The 18,189-nt window shown below is 73.9% G+C and carries 15 protein-coding genes; 7 read left to right on the top strand and 8 right to left on the bottom strand.

Translation table 11 applies throughout. The features are described from left to right. Window positions 1–112 precede the first annotated feature (112 nt). The 3 genes from GWK25_RS37400 (at window position 113) to GWK25_RS37390 (ending at window position 3,295) form a co-directional block, all read left to right on the top strand. Complete coding sequence (locus tag GWK25_RS37400) at window positions 113–1,747, top strand: aromatic amino acid ammonia-lyase (protein WP_374200667.1); 1,635 nt, start codon at window positions 113–115, stop codon at window positions 1,745–1,747. Next, a complete protein-coding gene (locus GWK25_RS37395) occupies window positions 1,744–2,604 on the top strand; it encodes a MurR/RpiR family transcriptional regulator (RefSeq protein WP_215455898.1) in 861 nt (286 codons plus the stop codon). The genes GWK25_RS37400 and GWK25_RS37395 overlap by 4 nt, the downstream gene beginning before the upstream one ends. A gap of 121 nt (window positions 2,605–2,725) precedes the next feature. Next, window positions 2,726–3,295 carry a hypothetical protein gene (locus GWK25_RS37390; protein WP_215455897.1) on the top strand — a complete coding sequence of 190 codons (570 nt, stop codon included), beginning with the start codon at window positions 2,726–2,728 and terminating at the stop codon, window positions 3,293–3,295. A gap of 114 nt (window positions 3,296–3,409) precedes the next feature. Here the strand turns inward: GWK25_RS37390 and GWK25_RS37385 are convergent, their stop codons facing one another. From GWK25_RS37385 to GWK25_RS37355, 7 genes are all read right to left on the bottom strand, one after another. After that, a complete protein-coding gene (locus GWK25_RS37385) occupies window positions 3,410–4,771 on the bottom strand; it encodes an APC family permease (protein ID WP_215455896.1) in 1,362 nt (453 codons plus the stop codon). A gap of 96 nt (window positions 4,772–4,867) precedes the next feature. Further along, on the bottom strand, window positions 4,868–5,578 hold the full coding sequence (locus GWK25_RS37380) for a lipoprotein (protein ID WP_215455895.1): 711 nt from the start codon (window positions 5,576–5,578) through the stop codon (window positions 4,868–4,870). Window positions 5,579–5,713: 135 nt separating this feature from the next. After that, complete coding sequence (locus GWK25_RS37375; protein WP_215455894.1) at window positions 5,714–6,088, bottom strand: hypothetical protein; 375 nt, start codon at window positions 6,086–6,088, stop codon at window positions 5,714–5,716. Window positions 6,089–6,104: 16 nt separating this feature from the next. Further along, window positions 6,105–6,713, bottom strand: coding sequence for a roadblock/LC7 domain-containing protein (locus tag GWK25_RS37370; RefSeq protein WP_215455893.1), 609 nt, complete (start codon window positions 6,711–6,713; stop codon window positions 6,105–6,107). Window positions 6,714–6,750: 37 nt separating this feature from the next. Next, window positions 6,751–7,929 carry a hypothetical protein gene (locus tag GWK25_RS37365; RefSeq protein ID WP_215455892.1) on the bottom strand — a complete coding sequence of 393 codons (1,179 nt, stop codon included), beginning with the start codon at window positions 7,927–7,929 and terminating at the stop codon, window positions 6,751–6,753. Then, the gene (locus tag GWK25_RS37360) at window positions 7,926–8,324 is read right to left on the bottom strand and encodes a hypothetical protein (RefSeq protein ID WP_009327980.1); all 399 of its coding nucleotides are present in this window, start codon (window positions 8,322–8,324) and stop codon (window positions 7,926–7,928) included. Before GWK25_RS37360 ends, GWK25_RS37365 begins: the two co-directional genes overlap by 4 nt. Window positions 8,325–8,648: 324 nt before the next feature. Continuing rightward, window positions 8,649–10,070 carry a diaminopimelate decarboxylase gene (locus GWK25_RS37355; protein ID WP_215457865.1) on the bottom strand — a complete coding sequence of 474 codons (1,422 nt, stop codon included), beginning with the start codon at window positions 10,068–10,070 and terminating at the stop codon, window positions 8,649–8,651. Between the two features lie 157 nt (window positions 10,071–10,227). Here GWK25_RS37355 and hutU point away from each other — a divergent pair, with 157 nt between their 5' ends. Genes hutU through hutI form a run of 4 tightly spaced genes read left to right on the top strand, consistent with a single transcriptional unit; the run spans window position 10,228 to window position 16,002 of the window. Then, window positions 10,228–11,898 (top strand): urocanate hydratase, encoded by a 1,671-nt coding sequence (gene hutU / locus GWK25_RS37350; protein WP_215455891.1) that lies wholly within the window; start codon window positions 10,228–10,230, stop codon window positions 11,896–11,898. After that, on the top strand, window positions 11,895–13,295 hold the full coding sequence (locus GWK25_RS37345; protein WP_374200666.1) for an allantoate amidohydrolase: 1,401 nt from the start codon (window positions 11,895–11,897) through the stop codon (window positions 13,293–13,295). The genes hutU and GWK25_RS37345 overlap by 4 nt, the downstream gene beginning before the upstream one ends. Then, complete coding sequence (locus tag GWK25_RS37340) at window positions 13,292–14,680, top strand: formimidoylglutamate deiminase (RefSeq protein WP_215455890.1); 1,389 nt, start codon at window positions 13,292–13,294, stop codon at window positions 14,678–14,680. The genes GWK25_RS37345 and GWK25_RS37340 overlap by 4 nt, the downstream gene beginning before the upstream one ends. Continuing rightward, window positions 14,677–16,002: an imidazolonepropionase gene (gene hutI, locus GWK25_RS37335; RefSeq protein WP_215455889.1), complete on the top strand. Its 1,326-nt coding sequence runs from the start codon at window positions 14,677–14,679 to the stop codon at window positions 16,000–16,002. Before GWK25_RS37340 ends, hutI begins: the two co-directional genes overlap by 4 nt. Window positions 16,003–16,041: 39 nt before the next feature. Here hutI and GWK25_RS44920 read toward each other — a convergent pair whose 3' ends face one another. Further along, complete coding sequence (locus tag GWK25_RS44920; RefSeq protein WP_215455888.1) at window positions 16,042–18,180, bottom strand: RICIN domain-containing protein; 2,139 nt, start codon at window positions 18,178–18,180, stop codon at window positions 16,042–16,044. Between the last annotated feature and the right edge of the window lie 9 nt (window positions 18,181–18,189).

Genomic DNA, 18,189 nt, shown 5'->3' with positions numbered 1-18,189 from the left:
GTACGGCTCTCCCCGTTTCCCGCCCGGCCGCCCTTGCCCGTCCTGCATAGCCTCATGCAGAGTTCTCGGTGTCTGAATATGTGGTTCCGCCGAGGCTGAGGAGGCTGCGGGTATGTCCTCTGGGATCATGGGCGCGACGGACGCTCCTGCCGCCGTCACCGCGCAGGCCGCGCCGGCCGCGCAGGCCGGGCTCCTCGCCCTCGACGGGCGGGCGCTGCGGGTCGCCGACGTCGTCCGGCTCGCCGACGGCGTCGTACGGCCGGTGCCCGACGGGGCGGCGGTGCGGCGGGTCGAGGAATCCTGGGAGGCCGCCCGGCTGATCGCGGCGGCCGGGCGCGTGTACGGCCGTTCCACCGGCGTCGGTGCCAACCGCACCGAGGACGTGCCCACCGAGGCCGCCGCCGAGCACGGCCTGCGGCTGCTGCGCAGCCACGCCGGGGCCATCGGGGAGGAACTGCCCGCCCGGCAGGTGCGCGCCATGCTCGCCGTACGCGCCAACCAGCTGCTCGCGGGCGGCGCCGGGCTCCGCCCGACCGTGGTCACCGCGCTCTGCGCCGCGCTGGAGAGCGGGGCGCACCCCGTGGTCAACGAGTTCGGTTCGGTGGGGACGGGTGACATCGCGGCCCTGGCCCAGGTGGGGCTGGCGCTGGCGGGGGAGCATCCGTGGCGGGTGCCTGGGGTGCCTGGGGTGCCTGGGGTGCCGGAGGCGCGGCCGCAGTACGGGGGCGGGCCCGGGCCCGGTGTCGGCGTGCCCGAGGCGCAGCCGCTGGACAACAACGACGCCCTCGCGCTGATCAGCAGCAACGCGCTCACGCTCGGGCAGGCCGCGCTCGCGCTGCACGAGCTGCGCGGGCTGATCGCGGCCACGCAGGTCGTCGCCGCGCTCTCGCTCCTCGCCGTGGACGGCTCGCACGAGGCGTACGCGGCGCCCGTGCACGTCGCGCGCGCCCACCGGGGGTCGCGCGAGGTGGCCCGGCGCATGCGGGAGCTGATCGGGGCGGCCGACCGGCCCACACCCCCGCTGGGGCGGATCCAGGACCCGTACGGCTTCCGGTGCCTGCCGCAGATCCACGGCCCCGCGCTGGACGCGGCGGACGCGCTGGAGGGCGTCCTGGAGGTGGAGTTCAACGCGGCGGCGGAGAACCCGCTGATCATCCCGGAGGACATGGCCGCGTACCACCACGGCGGCTTCTACCAGGCCCAACTCGCCCTCGCCCTGGACCACTTCAGGCTCGCCGTGACCCAGGTGGCCCGGCTGTCGACCTCCCGGCTCTCCTCGCTCAACGAGCCCGCGTACACCCGGCTGCGGCCCTTCCTCGCCGACCACGAGCCCGCCTCCTCGGGTGTGATGATCCTGGAGTACGCCGCCGGGGCCGCCCTCGGTGACCTGCGGGCCTTCTCTGCGCCCGCGTCGCTCGGCCACGCTGTACTCTCCCGGGGCGTCGAGGAACAGGCCAGCTTCGCCTCGCTCGCCGCCCGGCAGACGCTGCGGGCGTGCGGCGCGTACCGGCTCGTCGTCGGCTGTGAACTCGTCGCGGCCGTACGGGCGTTGCGTCAGCGGGACCTGCGGCCGGACCCGGGGCTGCCGGTCGGGCGCGCGCTGGAACTCGCGGAGGCCGTGCTCGACCCGGACCCGGCCGACCGGCCGCTGACGGCGGACGTGGGCGCGGCGGCCGTACTGCTCGATCGGTTCACCGAGATCTGGACGGACGTCCAGGCGAACCCACTGAGGGGGAGCGCGTCATGAGCGCGGACAAGGGCACGGGCGGGACGGACGGTCCCGCCGCGCGGCTGCAGACGCTCTTCGAGGGGCACCGGCTGACGCCCACCCAGCGGCGCATCGCCCACAGCATGGTGCGGCGGGCGGCGGACGTGCCGTTCCTGTCGAGTGTGGAACTGGCCGAGCTGGCCGGGGTGAGCCAGCCCTCCGTGACCCGGTTCGCGGTGGCGCTGGGCTTCGACGGCTACCCGGCGCTGCGCCGGCACCTGCGGGACGTCGGTCCCGCGGAGCCGGCCCCGGACACCACCGCGTACAACGAGTACCAGCAGGCCGTCGAGGCCGAGATCGAGAACCTGCGGCACCTGGCCGAGATGCTCGCCGACCCCGCCCCGGTGGCCCGGGCCGGGCGGCTGCTGGCCGCGTCCCGGCCGCTGCCGGTGCTCGGGCTGCGGGCGGCGGCGTCCCAGGCGTACGGGTTCGCCTACTTCGCCGCCAAGGTCCACCCCGACGTGCGGCTGCTGCACGAGGGCGGCAGCATGCTCCACGACCGCGTCGACGCGGCCGTGCGCGGGGGCGCGACCGCGCTGCTCTGCTTCGCGCTGCCTCGGCATCCCCGCGAGGTCGTCGAGACCCTGGCGTACGCCAAGGAGGCGGGGCTCTTCGTCGTCACGGTCGCCGACTCCGCGTTCGCGCCCGTCGCCAAGGTCTCCGACCTGCTGCTGCCCGCCGCCGTCGGCACCGGGCTCGCCTTCGACACGGCCTGCGCCCCCATGCTGCTGGGCCGGGTGCTTCTGGAAGCCATGTGCGACGACCTGCCGGAGGCCCAGGCCCGGCTGGAGGAGTTCGACGCGAAGGCCGCGACCCGGGGACTGTTCGTGGAGTAGTCCGCGTCGTGGAACAGCCCGCGCGATCGGCCGAGGTTCGCGATTCTCAGGCGCGTTTCACGTTCTCCCGCTAGCGTGCCCGCGACTGTCGTACGACCTGAGTTCAGGGGAGGCGGGGAGCGTGGCGCGCGGAGGGCAGGGGCTTGCTCGGGTGGCCGTCGTGGTGCGGGCCGGGGCGGCGCCGTTGTGGTGGCTGGGAGTGCTCGCGGCCGGGATCGGTGTCCTGCCGTCCGGGCTGACCGGGCGGAGGATCGGGGTGCTGGCGGGCGCCGCCGTGTTCATCGTCGCGGCCGCCGTGGTGGCCTGGGTGGGGCGCGGCCGTTATCTCGCGCCCGCGCGGGAGGGCGTGCGCGCCGGCAAGCACGATGTCCTCCAGGACCGTGCCGTGACGCTGCGCGCCTGGCGCCGGGGGCACCGCTGGTGGCTGCTGCTCGGCTTCGCGGCCGCCCTGGGCTCGTCCTTCGCCCTTCCCGCGGCGGGCGGGCTGCTCCTCGCCGGCCTCGGCACCGGCCTCCGGCTCAAGGCCGCCTGGCTCGGCCGCCGCGAACGTGCCGCCGGGCAGCTCTTCTGGGTCCGGGTGGACTGGCTGTCCGCACGGGCCGGCCGCCCCGCAGGCAAGCGGGTGCCCGGCTACCGGCTCACGGGCATCGAAGCGGGCGACGCGGCGCCCGGCGGCGGCCGACGGGCGTAGGACCAGGGGTGGCCGACAGGCGTATGGCCGCCGCCCGACGACGGCGGGGAGAGGGGCTCGCCCGGTCGTCGGGGAGGGGGCGCGGAGGCGCGCTCCGGTGGGGCGGTGCGGGCGCTACTCGCCGCGTGTGCGCAGGACCAGCTTGTTCACCGCCCACAGGGCGATGCCGATGGCCAGGAGCACGCCCGCGCGGATGTAGACGTCGGCCGGGCGGTCGGCCAGCGGGCTCGCCAGGATCAGGGCCGTCAGGGCGCCGAGCACCGGCAGGGCCGTCGGCGTCCGGAAGTGGGCGTGGTCGACGCGGTCACGGCGCAGGACCAGGACCGTGATGTTGACGACGGCGAAGACACAGAGCAGCAGGAACGCGGTGGTGTCGCCGAGGCCCTCGATCTCGCCGGTGGAGACCAGGCCGATCGCGAGGAGGGTGACGAAGACGATGCCCACGACGGGCGTACGGCGGCGGGGCAGGACGCGGGCCATGCCGCGCGGGAGGATGCGTTCGTTGGCCATGCCGTAGCAGAGGCGGGAGGCCATCATGATGTTGATCAGGGCCGAGTTGGTGACCGCGAAGAGGGCGATCAGGGCGAAGAGTTCGTGCGGGAAGTCCACCCCGCCGGCCTTCACCACTTCGAGGAGCGGACCGCTGGAGCCCTCCAGGGTCCCGGCGTCGACCAGCAGCGACGACACCAGGGCCACCAGCACGTAGATCGTGCCCGTCACGGCCACCCCGATGAAGATCGCGCGGGGGAAGGTCCGGGTCGGGTTCTTCGTCTCCTCCGCCATGTTCACCGAGTCCTCGAACCCGACGAAGGCGAAGAACCCGAGGGCCGTGGCGCCGAGCACACTGGTGAGCAGCGCGTATCCCGTACCGCTCGCCTCGAACTCGGTCAGCCGGGACGGCTCGCCGTCGCCGCTCAGCACCGCCCAGGCGCCGATCGTGAGGATGATCAGCAGTCCGGTCAGCTCGACCAGGGTCAGCACCACGTTCGTCTTCACCGACTCCGAGACACCCCGCAGGTTCAGGGCGGCCAGCAGGACGATGAAGGTGATGGCGACGAGGGTGGGCGGCAGGGCCCCGTTCGTCAGCTCGTCGAGATAGTCACCGCTGAAGGCACGCGCGGCGGCGCTCGCGGAGGACAGGCCGGAGCACATCACCATGAAGGCGACGATGAACGTCAGGAAGGGCAGCTTGAACGCCTTCTGCGTGTAGAGCGCCGCCCCGGCCGCCTTCGGGTACTTGCCGACCAGTTCGACGTACGACGCCGCCGTCAGGATCGCCACCACGAAGCCGATCACGAAGGGGAGCCAGAGCGCTCCGCCGACCTTCCCGGCGACCTTGCCCGTGGTCGCGTAGATGCCGGTGCCGAGGATGTCGCCGATCACGAAGAGGATCAGCAGCTTGGGGCCGAGCACCCGCTTGAGGCCGGTCTCCTCGGCGGGCGCGGGTGTCGCGGCGGTGCCTTCGGCGGTGGACAAGAGAACCTCCCCCGGTCGGTGATCCGTCCGGGAGACTCATGCCCGGTCGCGGGCCGTGGATGCCTGCGCGGCCGGTTCTCGGCGCAGGGAGGGCGATCAGGTCGTGCTCAGTGTCCGCTTGGCCAGCTCGTACGCCGGGAGCATCTGTTCGTGCTCCTGTGTGTCGAGGCCGCCGAGATGGACGACGACGGGCCCGTCCGGCGTGACGGCGACGAAGGCCCGCTCCTTCTTGGTCTCGTCCAGCGCCTCGCTGGTGTAGAGGTACTCGACCTCGGTGCCCCGCACGTCGGAGTCGGAGGTGAACGCGCTGTACTTCGCCTCGCTGGTGTCCCCCTCGGCTGCCACGAACTCCTTGAGCAGCGCCTCCGCGTCGCCCTCCCCGGCTCCCTTCTCGCCCGTCCAGACCCGGATGAAGCCGATGTTCCCGGCCGGCTTGGCGTCGATCTCGCACGCGGCGGTGAACGGGCCCTGCCGCAGCAGCCCCTCGGCCAGCTCGGCCGCGAGCTCGTCCTGCTCGGAACCGCCGTCGTCGCCGGGCGTGCCGGTCTCGACGGCCTCCGGCCTCCACTCCTCGGCCGTGTCGAACGTGACCGGGAGGGGGCAGGCGGAACCGGCCGGGCCGACATTGCCGCCGCTCTTCGCGGCGCCCGCGTCCTCGGCGGTGCCCTTTCCTCCGGCGGTCGCCGCCCCGGTGGTGCTCGCCGACGGCTTCGCGTGGCCGTCCGGCGCCGGCTCCGAGCACCCTGTCAGGACCCCGGCAAGCAGGACCAACTGGGCCACCACCGTCCCCCGTACCGCTCTTCCCACGGTCACCCTCCCCCTGTCGTTCGAGGTCGGACACGGTAGCCGAGGTGTGCGCGGGCGGCGCTCCCCGGGTGGGGGGGGCGCCGCCGGAGCCGTCGTACCGGGCCGATCGGAATCACGGCCGTCGGATCAGGGCGGTCAGACCTCCAACTCCGCCTCGATCCGCCGCAACTGGTGCCGGGCCATGGCCAGGTTGGCGCGTTTGGCGTCGAGCACCAGGTAGAGGAAGAGGCCGTTGCCGCCGCGCCCGGTGATCAGGCGGATCAGGTGGTACGCGTCGGTCAGGGTGATCAGGATGTCCTCGATCTCGCCCTTGAGGCCGAGGTGTTCCATGGTGCGCAGCTTGGCGCGGACGACGTCGGTGTTGCCGGCGGCGGCGACGGTGAGGTCGAACCCCTTGCTGCCGCCGATCGTGCCCAGTGCCATGCCGCTGGTGTAGTCCACGAGGGCGGCGCCGGTCGCGCCCTCGATGGACGCGAGGGCCTCTTTCAGCGCGGTCTCGGTGTTGGTCATGGTGTGCGGTGTCCTTTCAACTCTCACTGGTGGTAGGTGTGTTGGGAGTGGTTCGGGGGGTGGGGCGTGGGGTGGTGGCACGGGGCGTCCGGCGGGGCATGGTCGACCTGACCGTGGCCTTGGCCGGTGCCTGGGGCGAGGCCGCGGCCGTGGTCCCGTTGGTGCCACTTGCTCCGTTGGCGGTTCTGGCCACGGACCGGGCCGCGTTCCTGGTGGCCGACCTGGCGCCCGCCGCGGGCTGTTCGTCGGGCCGTGGCAGGGCATCCACCAGTTCGCCGATCCGGCCGCCCGCCCGGCGGCCCTCCAGATGCAGCCGGCCCACGTTGACCCGGTCCTGGGTCAGCAGCGTCAGTACGGCGGAGGAACCCGCCGCGTACGTCGCCACATAGCCTTGGTCGCCGCGCAGCAGCAGTTCACGGAGATCGCCCCGGCCGGCGGCGTCCGTCATCCGTACGGCGACGCCGAGCGCGGCCGCGGTGAGCGCCGCCAGGCCCTCGGGTTCCACCCCGGGGGTGTCGTGGGCGAGGACCAGCCCGTCCACACTGGCCGCCAGCGCGCCGGTCAACTGGGGTACACGGGCCCTCAACCGGTGCAGTTCGTCGAGGACTTCGGCCTCCGCGGCCATCAGCAGTCTCCTCTCGGCGGGACGCTCCCGCTGCCGCTCAAAGGGCCTCCAGCGCATCCCTGAGCCTTTGCAGTAGAGCCACGTCGGGGTCGGGGGTGGTGAGCGGCCAAGGTGGGGTGAGGTGCGCCGCCTCGACACCGGCCGTGAGCCCGGCCGAGGGATCACGGCCCGGGGCGGACGGTGCGGGTTGCCTGGGGACGAGAGGGTTGAGGTGCCCGGGTGCGGGCGGTGCGAGCGGGCTCGGACGGCCGGGGTCGGCCGGTGGGAGCCGGTGCGGGTCGAGCGGCGCGGGGTGGCCCGACTCGACCGGCACGAGGTGGTCCGGGTGGGGCATCGGCGAGTGGTCCGGGCCGGGTGGTGGTGGCGGAGGGCCCGGCGGGCGGGCGGGGGTGAGGCTCGGGTGGGTCGCGGAGGCGCGTTCCCGGCGGGCGGCGGGGGCGGGGTCCGGTCCTGTGGGAGCCGGTGGTGTAGCGGCCCGCCCTGCGGGGGTCGGCGGTGCCGGGGCCGGGCCGCGGCGGGCCGTGGATATGAGGCCGGCCGCCGCCAGTCTTCGCACGTCCACGAGGGTGTGGAAGGCGGGGCGCCCCAGGCTCCGGGAGATCTCGGAGGCTGTGCGGAAGCCGTCGACCTGGCCGAGCACGGCTCCCTGCCGGGCCGGGACCGGCGGTGCGTCCGGGCCGACCGCTCTGACCAGGGGAGCCTCGTCCGTCGCCGGGTCGGGCCAGATGCGGTGCAGGAGGTCGCGGCGGCGCCGGGCCTCGCGCTCCACGGTGGCCACCGGCACCGGCCGGATCGGCCCCAGCCAGTGCGCGGCCCCGTAACGGAAGCTGGCCGGCGCGCTGCTCGGGCCGAGGACGAAGTACGCCGCGTCGAAGAGCGCGCCCGCGTGGCACAGCTCCAGTGCGCCCCGGGCGACCCGGCCGCTGTCCACCAGGAACCGCCCGACCCGCAGCCCCGCCCCGGCCGTGTCGACCGCCTCCCGCCAGCCGTCGGAGTCCAGGATGCCGCCGGTGGCGAGCAGGACGTCGAGGCCCGGGGAGCGGGGGCTCTCGGCGTGCACGACCTTCCCCTCGGACAGGTACAGCGACCCGCTCTCGCGCAGCAGGACGCCGGTGGCCCGCTCGGCGGCGAGCCGGCTCAGCATCGGGGAGACGGCCTGCCGGAAGTGTTCTCCGCGCACGGGCAGCGGGGGCGCCGGTGTGGTGATCACGCTCATGCCAGCACCAGCCGTCCGGCCATCTCGCCGAGCCGGATCCGGGCCAGCGCGAGGTTGCCGTCCGTACGCGCCAGCCACAGGTGCAGGAACACGCTGCTGTCGAACGTCGTCCGCACGAACCGCAGCACGTGGTACGTGTCCCGGTTGCTGACGATCAGGTCCTCGACCGGCAGGTCCGCCCCGGACCAGTCGGACCCCTCCTCCGGCGCGAACGCCCGGTGCTCCGCCGCGAGCCGCGCCAGTTCCGCCGCCTCCGCCGCGGTCGTCTCGTGGTCACCGCCGGGTGCCTCCCCGACCGTGCCCAGCGCCAGTCCGCTGGTCCAGTCGACCACCGCGGCGCCCAAGGCACCGGGCAGCCTCATGGCTTCCACCAGACACTCGTCGATTCCGGGCACCGTGGCTCCCCTCCTGCCTGCGGTTCGGCTGAGTGACGCAGACGCTACGCAACGTGTGCGCGAGGGGTGAGAGATCTGGCATTTTCCGGCGGAACATGCGGACAGGTGACTAGGGTGGGTCGACTTGCCTGCTTTTCACCGCTGTTGGGCCCGGGGACGGGCCCGGCGCGCTGAGGTGGACCTATGCGGCCGACGCGCATGGCGGGCGCGGACGGAACGCCTCGCATTCACCATTCTGAGGGGCGCGAGGGGCGTGCGAGAGGGAGCTCTTGCGAACTTGGGGCGCGAGCAAGCCCTGCACAAGCGCGAGCCGGTGGGCGCCGGTCAGAGGCTCAGCAGCCCCGACCGCTCCGCTCCCCCCGCCTCGGCCACGATCTCCTCCACGGTCTGCGCCCGCCGCACCACCGCGAACCGCATCCGCCCCTCCCCGGGTGCGTACCCGTAGATCCCGGGCCGGGGCAGGGAGTTGTACGCGTAGTGGTGCGCGAAGTAGTACGCGCCGGTGTCCAGCGCGGCCGCGTAGTCCCCCGGTTCGAACAACGGCAGCGAACGCCCCTGCGCCAGCAGATCCCCGGCGAAACAGGCGGGCCCCGCCACGTCCTGCGGCACCGGCGGCCCCTCCTTCACGCGGCCCTTCGCGTCGTACGCGGCGATCCGCAGTGGCCAGGACCCGGGCGCGTACACCGTCCGGGTCGCCACCTGCACCCCGGCGTGGGTGACCGCGATGGCTCGCCCGCCCGCGCTCTTCGTGTACTCCACCCGGGCGACGACCGTCCCGTGCTTCGCCAGCAGCGACCGGCCGAACTCGGTCACCAGCGCGTACCGCCCGTCGAACAGCCCCGGCACCGCCTCCGCCAGCAGCCGCGCGTACTGCTCGTACGTCGGTGTGGCCGTCTCCGAGGCGAAGTTCACCGGCAGTCCGCCGCCGATGTCGATCGTGTCGATCTGCCGCCGTCCGATCCGCCGGTTGATCTCCTCCGCCAGCTCGTACACCTCCGTGATCCCGCGCGTCATCAGCGACAGCGGGATCCCCTGCGACCCGGTGTGCGCGTGCAGCCGGCTCAGCCACGGCCGCTCCAGATACGCCTGTACGACCCACTCCCGGGCGTCTTCGTCCCGGAGCGCCACGCCGAACTTCGAGGTCGCCGTCGCCGTGGACAGCGCGTCGATCGCGCCACCGCCGACCTGCGGGTTCACCCGGATGCCGAGGGGCGAGCGGGTGGTGGCCGACCGGACGAGCGCGTCGATGCGGTCCAGCTCCTGCGGGTTGTCCGCGTTGACGGCGATGCCCAGCGCCAGCGCCTCCCGCAGCTCGGCCGGCGTCTTGGCGGGGGAGTCGAGCACGGTCAGCGTCGGCGGCACCCCGGCCGCCCGCGCCAGGGCCAGCTCCCCGGCGCTCGCCACCTCCGCGCCGATCCCCGCCTCGCGCAGCAGCCGCAGCACGGGCACGAGGGGCGTCGCCTTCACCGCGAACGCGTGCAGCACCGGCGTCCCCGGCGCCGTCACCGCGTCGAAGGCCCGGCGCAGCGCCCCGGCCGACGCCCGGATCCCGGTCACGTCGAGCAGGGCCACGACCGGCTCGCCGGGGCCCAGCAGCCCCTGCTCCACCGCCGCCCGTACCGCCTCGTCCCGCCGCGCGGCCCGCTCGCCGTCGGTGTCGAACAGGCGCAGCGTGCGCTCGGCCTCCTCCTCGTCGTGCCGACCGGCGGGCCGCTCCCCTTCGGTCCCGTTCGTCACGTCTCCCATCTCGTCCCCCGTTGCCGTGTCGTCGTCCGCACCCACAGGGCCAGTGTGTCCAGCCAAACATCCACGGCGCGCCACCGCTGGCCCTACAGGCGTATTGACTAGGTCTATTCAGTAAGTAAGGATGTGAATAGTTGCTGTATAGAGCTGGAGGCAGACCGTGTCAGGACCCCGCCCCGTTCGAGCCCCGCGCGGTACGGAACTCAGCGCCCTGGGCTGGCAGCAGGAAGCCGCCCTGCGCATGCTCCAGAACAACCTCGACCCCGAGGTCGCCGAGCACCCCGACAAGCTCGTCGTCTACGGCGGCACGGGCAAGGCCGCCCGCGACTGGCGCTCCTTCGACGCCATGGTCCGCACCCTGAGGACGCTCAAGCAGGACGAGACCATGCTGGTCCAGTCCGGCCGCCCCGTCGGCGTCATGCAGACCCACGAGTGGGCCCCCCGTGTCCTCATCGCCAACTCCAACCTCGTCGGCGACTGGGCCAACTGGGAGGAGTTCCGCCGGCTGGAACAGCTCGGGCTGACCATGTACGGGCAGATGACCGCCGGTTCCTGGATCTACATCGGCACCCAGGGCATCCTCCAGGGCACCTACGAGACCTTCGCCGCCGTCGCCGCCAAGAAGTTCTCCGGCACCCTCGCCGGGACGATCACCCTCACCGCCGGCCTCGGCGGCATGGGCGGTGCCCAGCCCCTCGCCGTGACCATGAACGACGGCGTCGCGCTCTGCATCGACTGCGACCCCCGCGCCATCGAGCGCCGCATCGAGCACCGCTACCTCGACGTCAAGGCCGACTCCCTCGACCACGCCCTCCAGCTGGCCGTCGAGGCCCGTGACGCCCGCCGCCCCCTGTCCATCGGCGTCCTCGGCAACGCCGCCGACCTGGTCCCGCGGCTCCTCGCCATGGGCGCACCCATCGACATCGTCACCGACCAGACCTCCGCCCACGACCCGCTCGCCTACCTGCCCGTCGGCGTCGACTTCGACGACATGGCGTCGTACGCGGCCAAGGACCCGGCCGGCTTCACCACGCGCGCCCGCGAGTCCATGGCCCGGCACGTCGAGGCCATGGTCGGCTTCCAGGACGCCGGGGCGGAGGTCTTCGACTACGGCAACTCCATCCGTGGCGAGGCACAACTCGCCGGATACGAACGGGCGTTCGCCTTCCCCGGTTTCGTCCCCGCCTACATCCGGCCGCTGTTCTGCGAGGGCAAGGGCCCCTTCCGGTGGGCGGCCCTCTCCGGCGACCCCGCCGACATCGCCAAGACCGACAAGGCGATCCTCGACCTGTTCCCCGAGAACGAGTCCCTGCACCGCTGGATCAGGATGGCGGGCGAGCGCGTCCACTTCCAGGGCCTCCCGGCCCGCATCTGCTGGCTCGGCTACGGCGAACGCGACAAGGCAGGCGAGCGCTTCAACGACATGGTGGCCTCCGGGGAACTGGCCGCGCCGCTCGCGATCGGCCGCGACCACCTCGACTGCGGCTCCGTCGCCTCCCCCTACCGCGAGACCGAGGCCATGCTCGACGGTTCCGACGCGATCGCCGACTGGCCGCTGCTGAACGCGATGGTCAACGTGGCCTCCGGGGCGTCCTGGGTGTCCCTGCACCACGGCGGTGGCGTGGGCATGGGCCGCTCCATCCACGCAGGCCAGGTGACCGTGGCCGACGGCACGAAGCTGGGCGGCGAGAAGATCCGCCGGGTACTGACCAACGACCCGGGCATGGGCGTCATCCGGCACGTGGACGCCGGGTACGACATCGCGGAGTCCGTCGCCGACGAGCGGGGCGTACGGGTGCCGATGCGCGAGGGTGAGGGCGAGGACGCGTGACCCGGAGCGAAGGGAGGCGTGGCGGCAGCGCTTCGGCGGGGTCCGAGGCCTCGTCGCCGCCCGCGGACCCGGCCGTGCCCACCCTCCCCGACTCTCGACTCCGTTCGAGCGGGGACACCCCCGTCGCCCAGCGGAACGACCGTCCACAGCCTGGGCGAGCGCCCCTCGCGCAGGGTGCCTCCTTCCACCAGATGTGGCGGGAGCTCAGGCCCATCGGGCGGCACTCCGAGTCCGGGGGATACCGCCGGTTCGCGTGGACCGGGGCCGACGCCGACTGCCGGGCCTGGTTCGAGGAGCAGGCCCGGGACCGGGGGCTGGACTACGAGGTCGACCGCAACGGGAACCAGTGGGCCTGGCTCGGCGACCCCGCCGCCGGGGACGCTGTCGTCACCGGGTCGCATCTCGACTCCGTGCCCGACGGCGGAGCCTTCGACGGCCCCCTCGGCGTCGTGTCGTCCTTCGCCGCGCTCGACGAACTGCGCGCCCGGGGCGCCCGGTTCGACAAGCCGCTCGCCATCGTCAACTTCGGCGACGAGGAGGGCGCCCGGTTCGGGCTGGCCTGCGTGGGATCCAGGCTCGCCGCCGGGCACCTGACCGTCGAGCAGGCGGGCCGGCTGACCGACGCGGACGGGGTCACCCTGCCGCGGGCCATGGAGGCGGCCGGGTACGACCCGGAGGGCATCGGCCCGGACCCGGAACGGCTCGCACGGATCGGCGCGTTCGTCGAACTGCACGTCGAGCAGGGACGGGCCCTGGACCTCTCCGGCGACGCCGTCGGCATCGCCAGCTCCATCTGGCCGCACGGCCGGTGGCGGTTCGACTTCCGCGGCGAGGCCAACCATGCGGGCACCACACGGCTCGTGGACCGCCGGGACCCCATGCTGTCGTACGCGGAGACCGTGCTCGCGGCCCGCCGTGAGGCCCGGCTCGCCGGAGCCGTCGCCACCTTCGGCAAGATCTCCGTCGAGCCCAACGGCGTCAACGCCATCCCCTCCCTCGTACGCGGCTGGCTCGACTCCCGTGCCGAGGACCAGACGACGCTGGACACGGTCGTCGGCGCGATCGAGGAGGCGGCCCGTGATGTCGCCCACGAGCACGGCGTCGAACTGGACGTCGTCCGGGAGTCCTTCACCCCCGTCGTCGAGTTCGAACACGCCCTGCGGGACGAGATCGCCCGCATCCTGGGCCGGGACACGGCCGACCTGAAGGTGCCGGTGCTCGGGACCGGCGCCGGACACGACGCCGGGATCCTCTCCGGGACCGTCCCGACCGCCATGCTGTTCGTACGCAACCCGACGGGCGTCTCGCACTCCCCGGCCGAGCACGCCGCCGAGGACGACTGCCTGGCCGGGGTGACCGCGCTCGCCGACGTACTGGAAGGGCTGGCCCGCAGGTGACGGAGACGACCTACTGGCTCGAACACGCCTGGCTCGGCACCGACGTCGAGCCGGGCGTGACCCTCACGGTCACCACCACCGGCGGCTCAGGTGGTTCGGGCGGTTCCGGTGACTCCGACCGCTCCGGCGGCCGTATCACCGCCGTCCGCACGGAGACGCCCACCCCGCCCCCCGGCGCGGTCGTCCTGCGCGGCCTGACGCTGCCCGGTCTCGCCAACGCCCACAGCCACGCCTTCCACCGGGCCCTGCGCGGCACCGTCCAGGTCGGCTCGGGCACCTTCTGGACCTGGCGCGAGGTCATGTACCAGGTGGCGGACCGACTGACCCCGGACACCTATCACGCGCTCGCGCGGGCCGTGTACGCGGAGATGGCGCTGGCCGGGATCACGGCCGTGGGCGAGTTCCACTATGTGCACCACGCCCCCGGAGGCACGCCGTACGCCGACCCGAACGCCATGGGTGAGGCGCTGATCGAGGCCGCCGCCGAGGCGGGCATCCGGATCACCCTCCTCGACACGGCCTACCTCTCCGCCGGCTTCGGCAAGGCCCCCGACCCCCACCAGCTCCGCTTCTCCGACGGCACGGCCGAGGCCTGGGCCGAACGCTGTTCAGTTCTCAAGGACCGGGATCACGCACGGATCGGTGCGGCCGTGCACTCCGTACGGGCCGTGCCGGCGGGACAGTTGGCGACGGTGGCGCGGTGGGCCGAGGAGCGGCGGGCCCCGCTCCATGTGCACCTGTCGGAGCAGACGGCGGAGAACGACGCCTGCCACGCGGCGCACGGCTGCACCCCCACCCGGCTGCTCGCCGACCACGGCGTCCTGGGCCCCCGTACCACCGGCGTCCACAACACCCACCTCACCGACGAGGACATCGCCCTCCTCGGCGGCAGCGGCACCGGCACCTGTATGTGCCCCACCACCGAACGGGACCTCGCGGACGGCATCGGACCGGCCGTCGCCCTGCAGCGGGCGGGCTCCCCGCTCTCCCTCGGCTCCGACAGCCACGCCGTCGTCGACCTGCTCGAAGAGGCGCGGGCCATGGAGCTGAACGAGCGGCTGCGGACCCGTACGCGGGGACACTGGACGGCGGCCGCCCTGCTGCGGGCGGCCTCGGCCGACGGCCACGCGGCGATCGGCTGGGACGACGCCGGCACCCTGGAGACGGGAGCGCTCGCCGACTTCACGACGATCGCGCTCGACTCCGTCAGGACAGCGGGGCCGCTTCCACGGCTCGGGGCGGAGACGGCTGTATTCGCCGCGTCGGCAGCAGACGTGTCGCACACGGTGGTGGGAGGTCGGCACGTCGTACGGGACGGGGCGCACGCGCTCGTGCCGGATGTGCCGAGAGCCCTCGCGGACGCCGTCGCCGCACTGCGCGGATGACCCCCGGCGGCACGAGCGGGCGCCCCGCCCCCGCACCCGACTCCGTCCGCGAACCCCACTTCGCTCCCGAACCCGACCCGACCGCCGACCAGGCAACCAAGGACGCCATGAGCAGCCCGACGACCGACAGCCCCGCCCACTCGGCGAGCACCGCCAGCACGCTCATCACCAACATCGCTGCCCTGGTCACCAACGACCCCTCCCTCGGCGACGGTTCCCCCCTCGGACTGATCCAGGACGCGGCCGTCGTCATCGACGGTGAACGCATCGCGTGGACCGGTGATCAAAGCAAAGCACCCGCCACTGACAATCGCGTCGACGCCGGTGGGCGGGCGGTGATCCCGGGCTTCGTGGACTCCCACTCCCACCTCGTCTTCGCGGGCGACCGGACCGCCGAGTTCAACGCCCGTATGTCCGGCCGGGCCTACAGCGCGGGCGGCATCCGCACGACCGTCGCCGCCACCCGCGCCGCCACCGACGAGGAACTGGAGGCCAACCTCACCCGCTACCTCGGCGAGGCCCTCCGCCAGGGCACGACCACCTTCGAGACCAAGTCGGGCTACGGCCTGACCGTCGAGGACGAGGCACGGGCTCTGCGCATCGCCGCGCGGCACACGGACGAGGTGACCTACCTCGGCGCCCACATCGTCTCCCCGGACCACGCCGAGGACCCCGCCGCCTACGTCGCCCTCGTCACCGGCGAGATGCTCGACGCCTGCGCCCCGCACGCCCGTTGGATCGACGTCTTCTGCGAGAAGGGCGCCTTCGACGGCGACCAGGCCCGCGCGATCCTCACGGCCGGCCGGGCCAGGGGCCTGCACCCGCGCATCCACGCCAACCAGCTCTCCTACGGCCCCGGCGTCCGCCTCGCCGTGGAACTGGACGCGGCGAGCGCGGACCACTGCACCCACCTCACCGACGCCGACGTCGACGCCCTCGCGAACAGCCGTACGGTCGCCACGCTGCTCCCCGGCGCCGAGTTCTCCACCCGCGCCGAGTGGCCGGACGCCCGGCGCCTCCTCGACGCGGGCGTCACCGTCGCTCTCTCCACGGACTGCAACCCCGGCTCGTCCTTCACCTCGTCCGTCCCCTTCTGCGTCGCGCTCGCCGTGCGGGACATGGGGATGACGCCGGACGAGGCCGTCTGGTCGGCCACGGCCGGGGGCGCGAGGGCGCTTCGCCGCGACGACATCGGCCGCCTCACGCCGGGCGCGTTCGCTGACCTCGCGCTGCTGGACGCGCCGAGCCACGTCCACCTCGCCTACCGGCCGGGAGTGCCCCTGGTCACGGCCGTGTGGCGCAGGGGCGTCCGCGTCGTCTGACCGGTCCCGGACCGCCCCGGTCGCCTTCTGGGGACGGTCTCAGGAAGGGGCCGGTCCGGCCCCGGCCCGCCACCGCTGCCCGTCGCGCCCCGACGCCACGGCGAAGCCGACGGAACCGAGCGCGTCCGGCGTCACGGCGAACCGCCCCGCGATCGCCGGGCGGATCGCCCCCCGGGAGTCGACCTCGAACCTGAGGTTGTCGCCGTTGTCGCCGTCGAGCGAGTCGCACTCCCAGATGCCCACGCCGTCGTCGACCGCGCCACGGCTGTCCAGGCACAGGTCGGGATCGGCGAACGACTGGAGGGCGGCACGATCGGAGTCGAGCCGCCAGCGCTGGGTGGCGCGTGAGGAGCAGTTGGCCGTGACGACGTCGGTGCCCTTCGCCAACTCGCCCCGGATGTCCAGGCACAGCCCCGAGGCGACGTTCACCACCTGCGTGTAGGCGCCGCTCAGCGGCCCTCCGTACGGTGGCGACGGCGTCGGTGAACCCGTGTCGGACGGACTCGGGCTCGGGCTGCGCGTCGGCTTCTCCTTCCGCGGGGGCTTCGAGGGGCTCGCGGTCTCGGAGGGGGTCGGGGACGGTGTCGGGCTCGGCGGGACGGTCGGGGTCACCGTGCTCGGCGCAGGCACGGCAGGCGTGGTGCCGGAGCCCGCCTCGTCGTCTGACGACGAGCCGACCGACCCCGAGAACACCAGGAACGCCAACAGCGGCGCCAACGCCACGCCGAGCGCCACCGAGGTCAACGCGATCCGACGCGGCGACGACCACTGGGACCCCGAGGCCCCGGCCGCGTCCTCCCCGCCACTCGAAGGCGACGACCGGATCCAGCCCGCACTCCGGGCCGCTCCACCGCCGCTCTCTCCTGCTGCTCCGCCACCGAGTCCGGCACCGATCCCGGGGCCGGCACCGCTCCCCGCACCGCCTTGGCCATCGACACCGGACCCGAGCCACACCCCGGCCGACCCGGCCGACCCGGCCGCGGCAACCGCTCCCGCGCCGCTCGCCGCGCGCTCCCCACCACCGACACCGGAGCCGCCGCCCGAACCCGGAACGGCACCCGAACCCGAAGACGAACCGGCACCGGAACTGAAATCGGTACCGGTACCAGGGCCGGCAGGAATGGCGGCCCAAGCCTCGGCCACCGCCTCGGCCGCCGCTGCCGAGCCCGTCTCCGTCCCCGCCGCTGCCCAGTCCTCCGCCGCACTGCCCCGCTCACCGGCCCCGTCCCGAGCCCCGGTCCCGCCCCGGGCCTTGAGCCCGTCGTCCCGCGCCCCCGTGCCGTCCAGGGCGCCGACGGGACCCTCGGCCCGCGTCCCGGTCGCGCCCCGCGTGTACGCCGTACCGCCCCACGGCAGCAACCCCTCCGCGAGGGTCGTGCGCGGGCTGTCGCGCAGGGCGCACAGCTCCTCGTACGCGCCGGAGCAGTACGGGCAGTGCTCCATGTGGGCCTGCAGATCGGTGCTGTGGCGAGGGGTGTCCGGCCGTACGGACTCCTCGATCAGCCGGCGGAAGTCCTGGCAGCGCGGGTCGTCGGAGGCGGCCAGCCGCACGCGCAGACAGGCCTCGCGCAGGGAGTGCAGCGCGGACTCCCGCTTGTACTTGACGTCGTCGGGGGTGAGGCCGAGCAGGACGGCCGTACGGTCGTCCGGTTCCCGCTCCACGAGGCCGTACCAGATGAGGCCCTGCGGCCGGGACGGCAGCAGTTCGAACGCCGCGAGCAGGGGCGGGACCCGGCCGCCGGGGCCCGTCGTGTCCAGCACGACCCGCAGGGCGGGGGAGAGACCGGTCGCGCCGCCGCCGGTGGCCCAGCCGGCGGCGACCCGCGCGGCCAGCAGGAGCAGCCGGTGGCGCCAGGGGACGGTCGGTTCGACGCCTCGGGCCGTCTCCTTGGTGGCGACCGTGAACGCCTGGGTGGCCAGCTCCCGTGCCGCCGACTCGCTCGCGGCGCACAGCCGGGCGTAGGCGAGGACCGAGGGGTGGTGGCGCTCACGCAGTTCGCGCAGGGCCGCGTACGCGGTCGGCGAGTCGGAACGCAACAGCGCGGTGAGCCGGGTGTCGGACGCGTTCGCGTGCCGGTGCTCGGACACGTCGTCGGGGCGTGCGCCCGGCGCGCCGGTGCTCCGGTGGTCCTCGTGGCCGTCGTCGCCGCCGGGGCGCTCGTCCCGAGCCCGAGTCATCCTCGTGCC

It is taken from the genome of Streptomyces sp. ATCC 21386 (genome assembly GCF_018728545.1).
Classification (GTDB): domain Bacteria; phylum Actinomycetota; class Actinomycetes; order Streptomycetales; family Streptomycetaceae; genus Streptomyces.
The sequence above is the reverse complement of the archived record's forward strand: the minus strand, read 5'-3'. Positions and strand labels throughout refer to the sequence as shown.

Excerpts from the sequence above, each read along its gene's own strand:
- GWK25_RS37400 (WP_374200667.1), top strand. The coding sequence starts at position 113 with ATGTCCTCTGGGATCATGGGCGCGACGGACGCTCCTGCCGCCGTCACC.
- GWK25_RS37395 (WP_215455898.1), top strand. The coding sequence starts at position 1,744 with ATGAGCGCGGACAAGGGCACGGGCGGGACGGACGGTCCCGCCGCGCGG.
- GWK25_RS37375 (WP_215455894.1), bottom strand. The coding sequence starts at position 6,088 with ATGACCAACACCGAGACCGCGCTGAAAGAGGCCCTCGCGTCCATCGAG.
- GWK25_RS37370 (WP_215455893.1), bottom strand. The coding sequence starts at position 6,713 with ATGGCCGCGGAGGCCGAAGTCCTCGACGAACTGCACCGGTTGAGGGCC.
- GWK25_RS37365 (WP_215455892.1), bottom strand. The coding sequence starts at position 7,929 with ATGAGCGTGATCACCACACCGGCGCCCCCGCTGCCCGTGCGCGGAGAA.
- GWK25_RS37355 (WP_215457865.1), bottom strand. The coding sequence starts at position 10,070 with ATGGGAGACGTGACGAACGGGACCGAAGGGGAGCGGCCCGCCGGTCGG.
- hutI (WP_215455889.1), top strand. The coding sequence starts at position 14,677 with ATGACCCCCGGCGGCACGAGCGGGCGCCCCGCCCCCGCACCCGACTCC.
- GWK25_RS44920 (WP_215455888.1), bottom strand. The coding sequence starts at position 18,180 with ATGACTCGGGCTCGGGACGAGCGCCCCGGCGGCGACGACGGCCACGAG.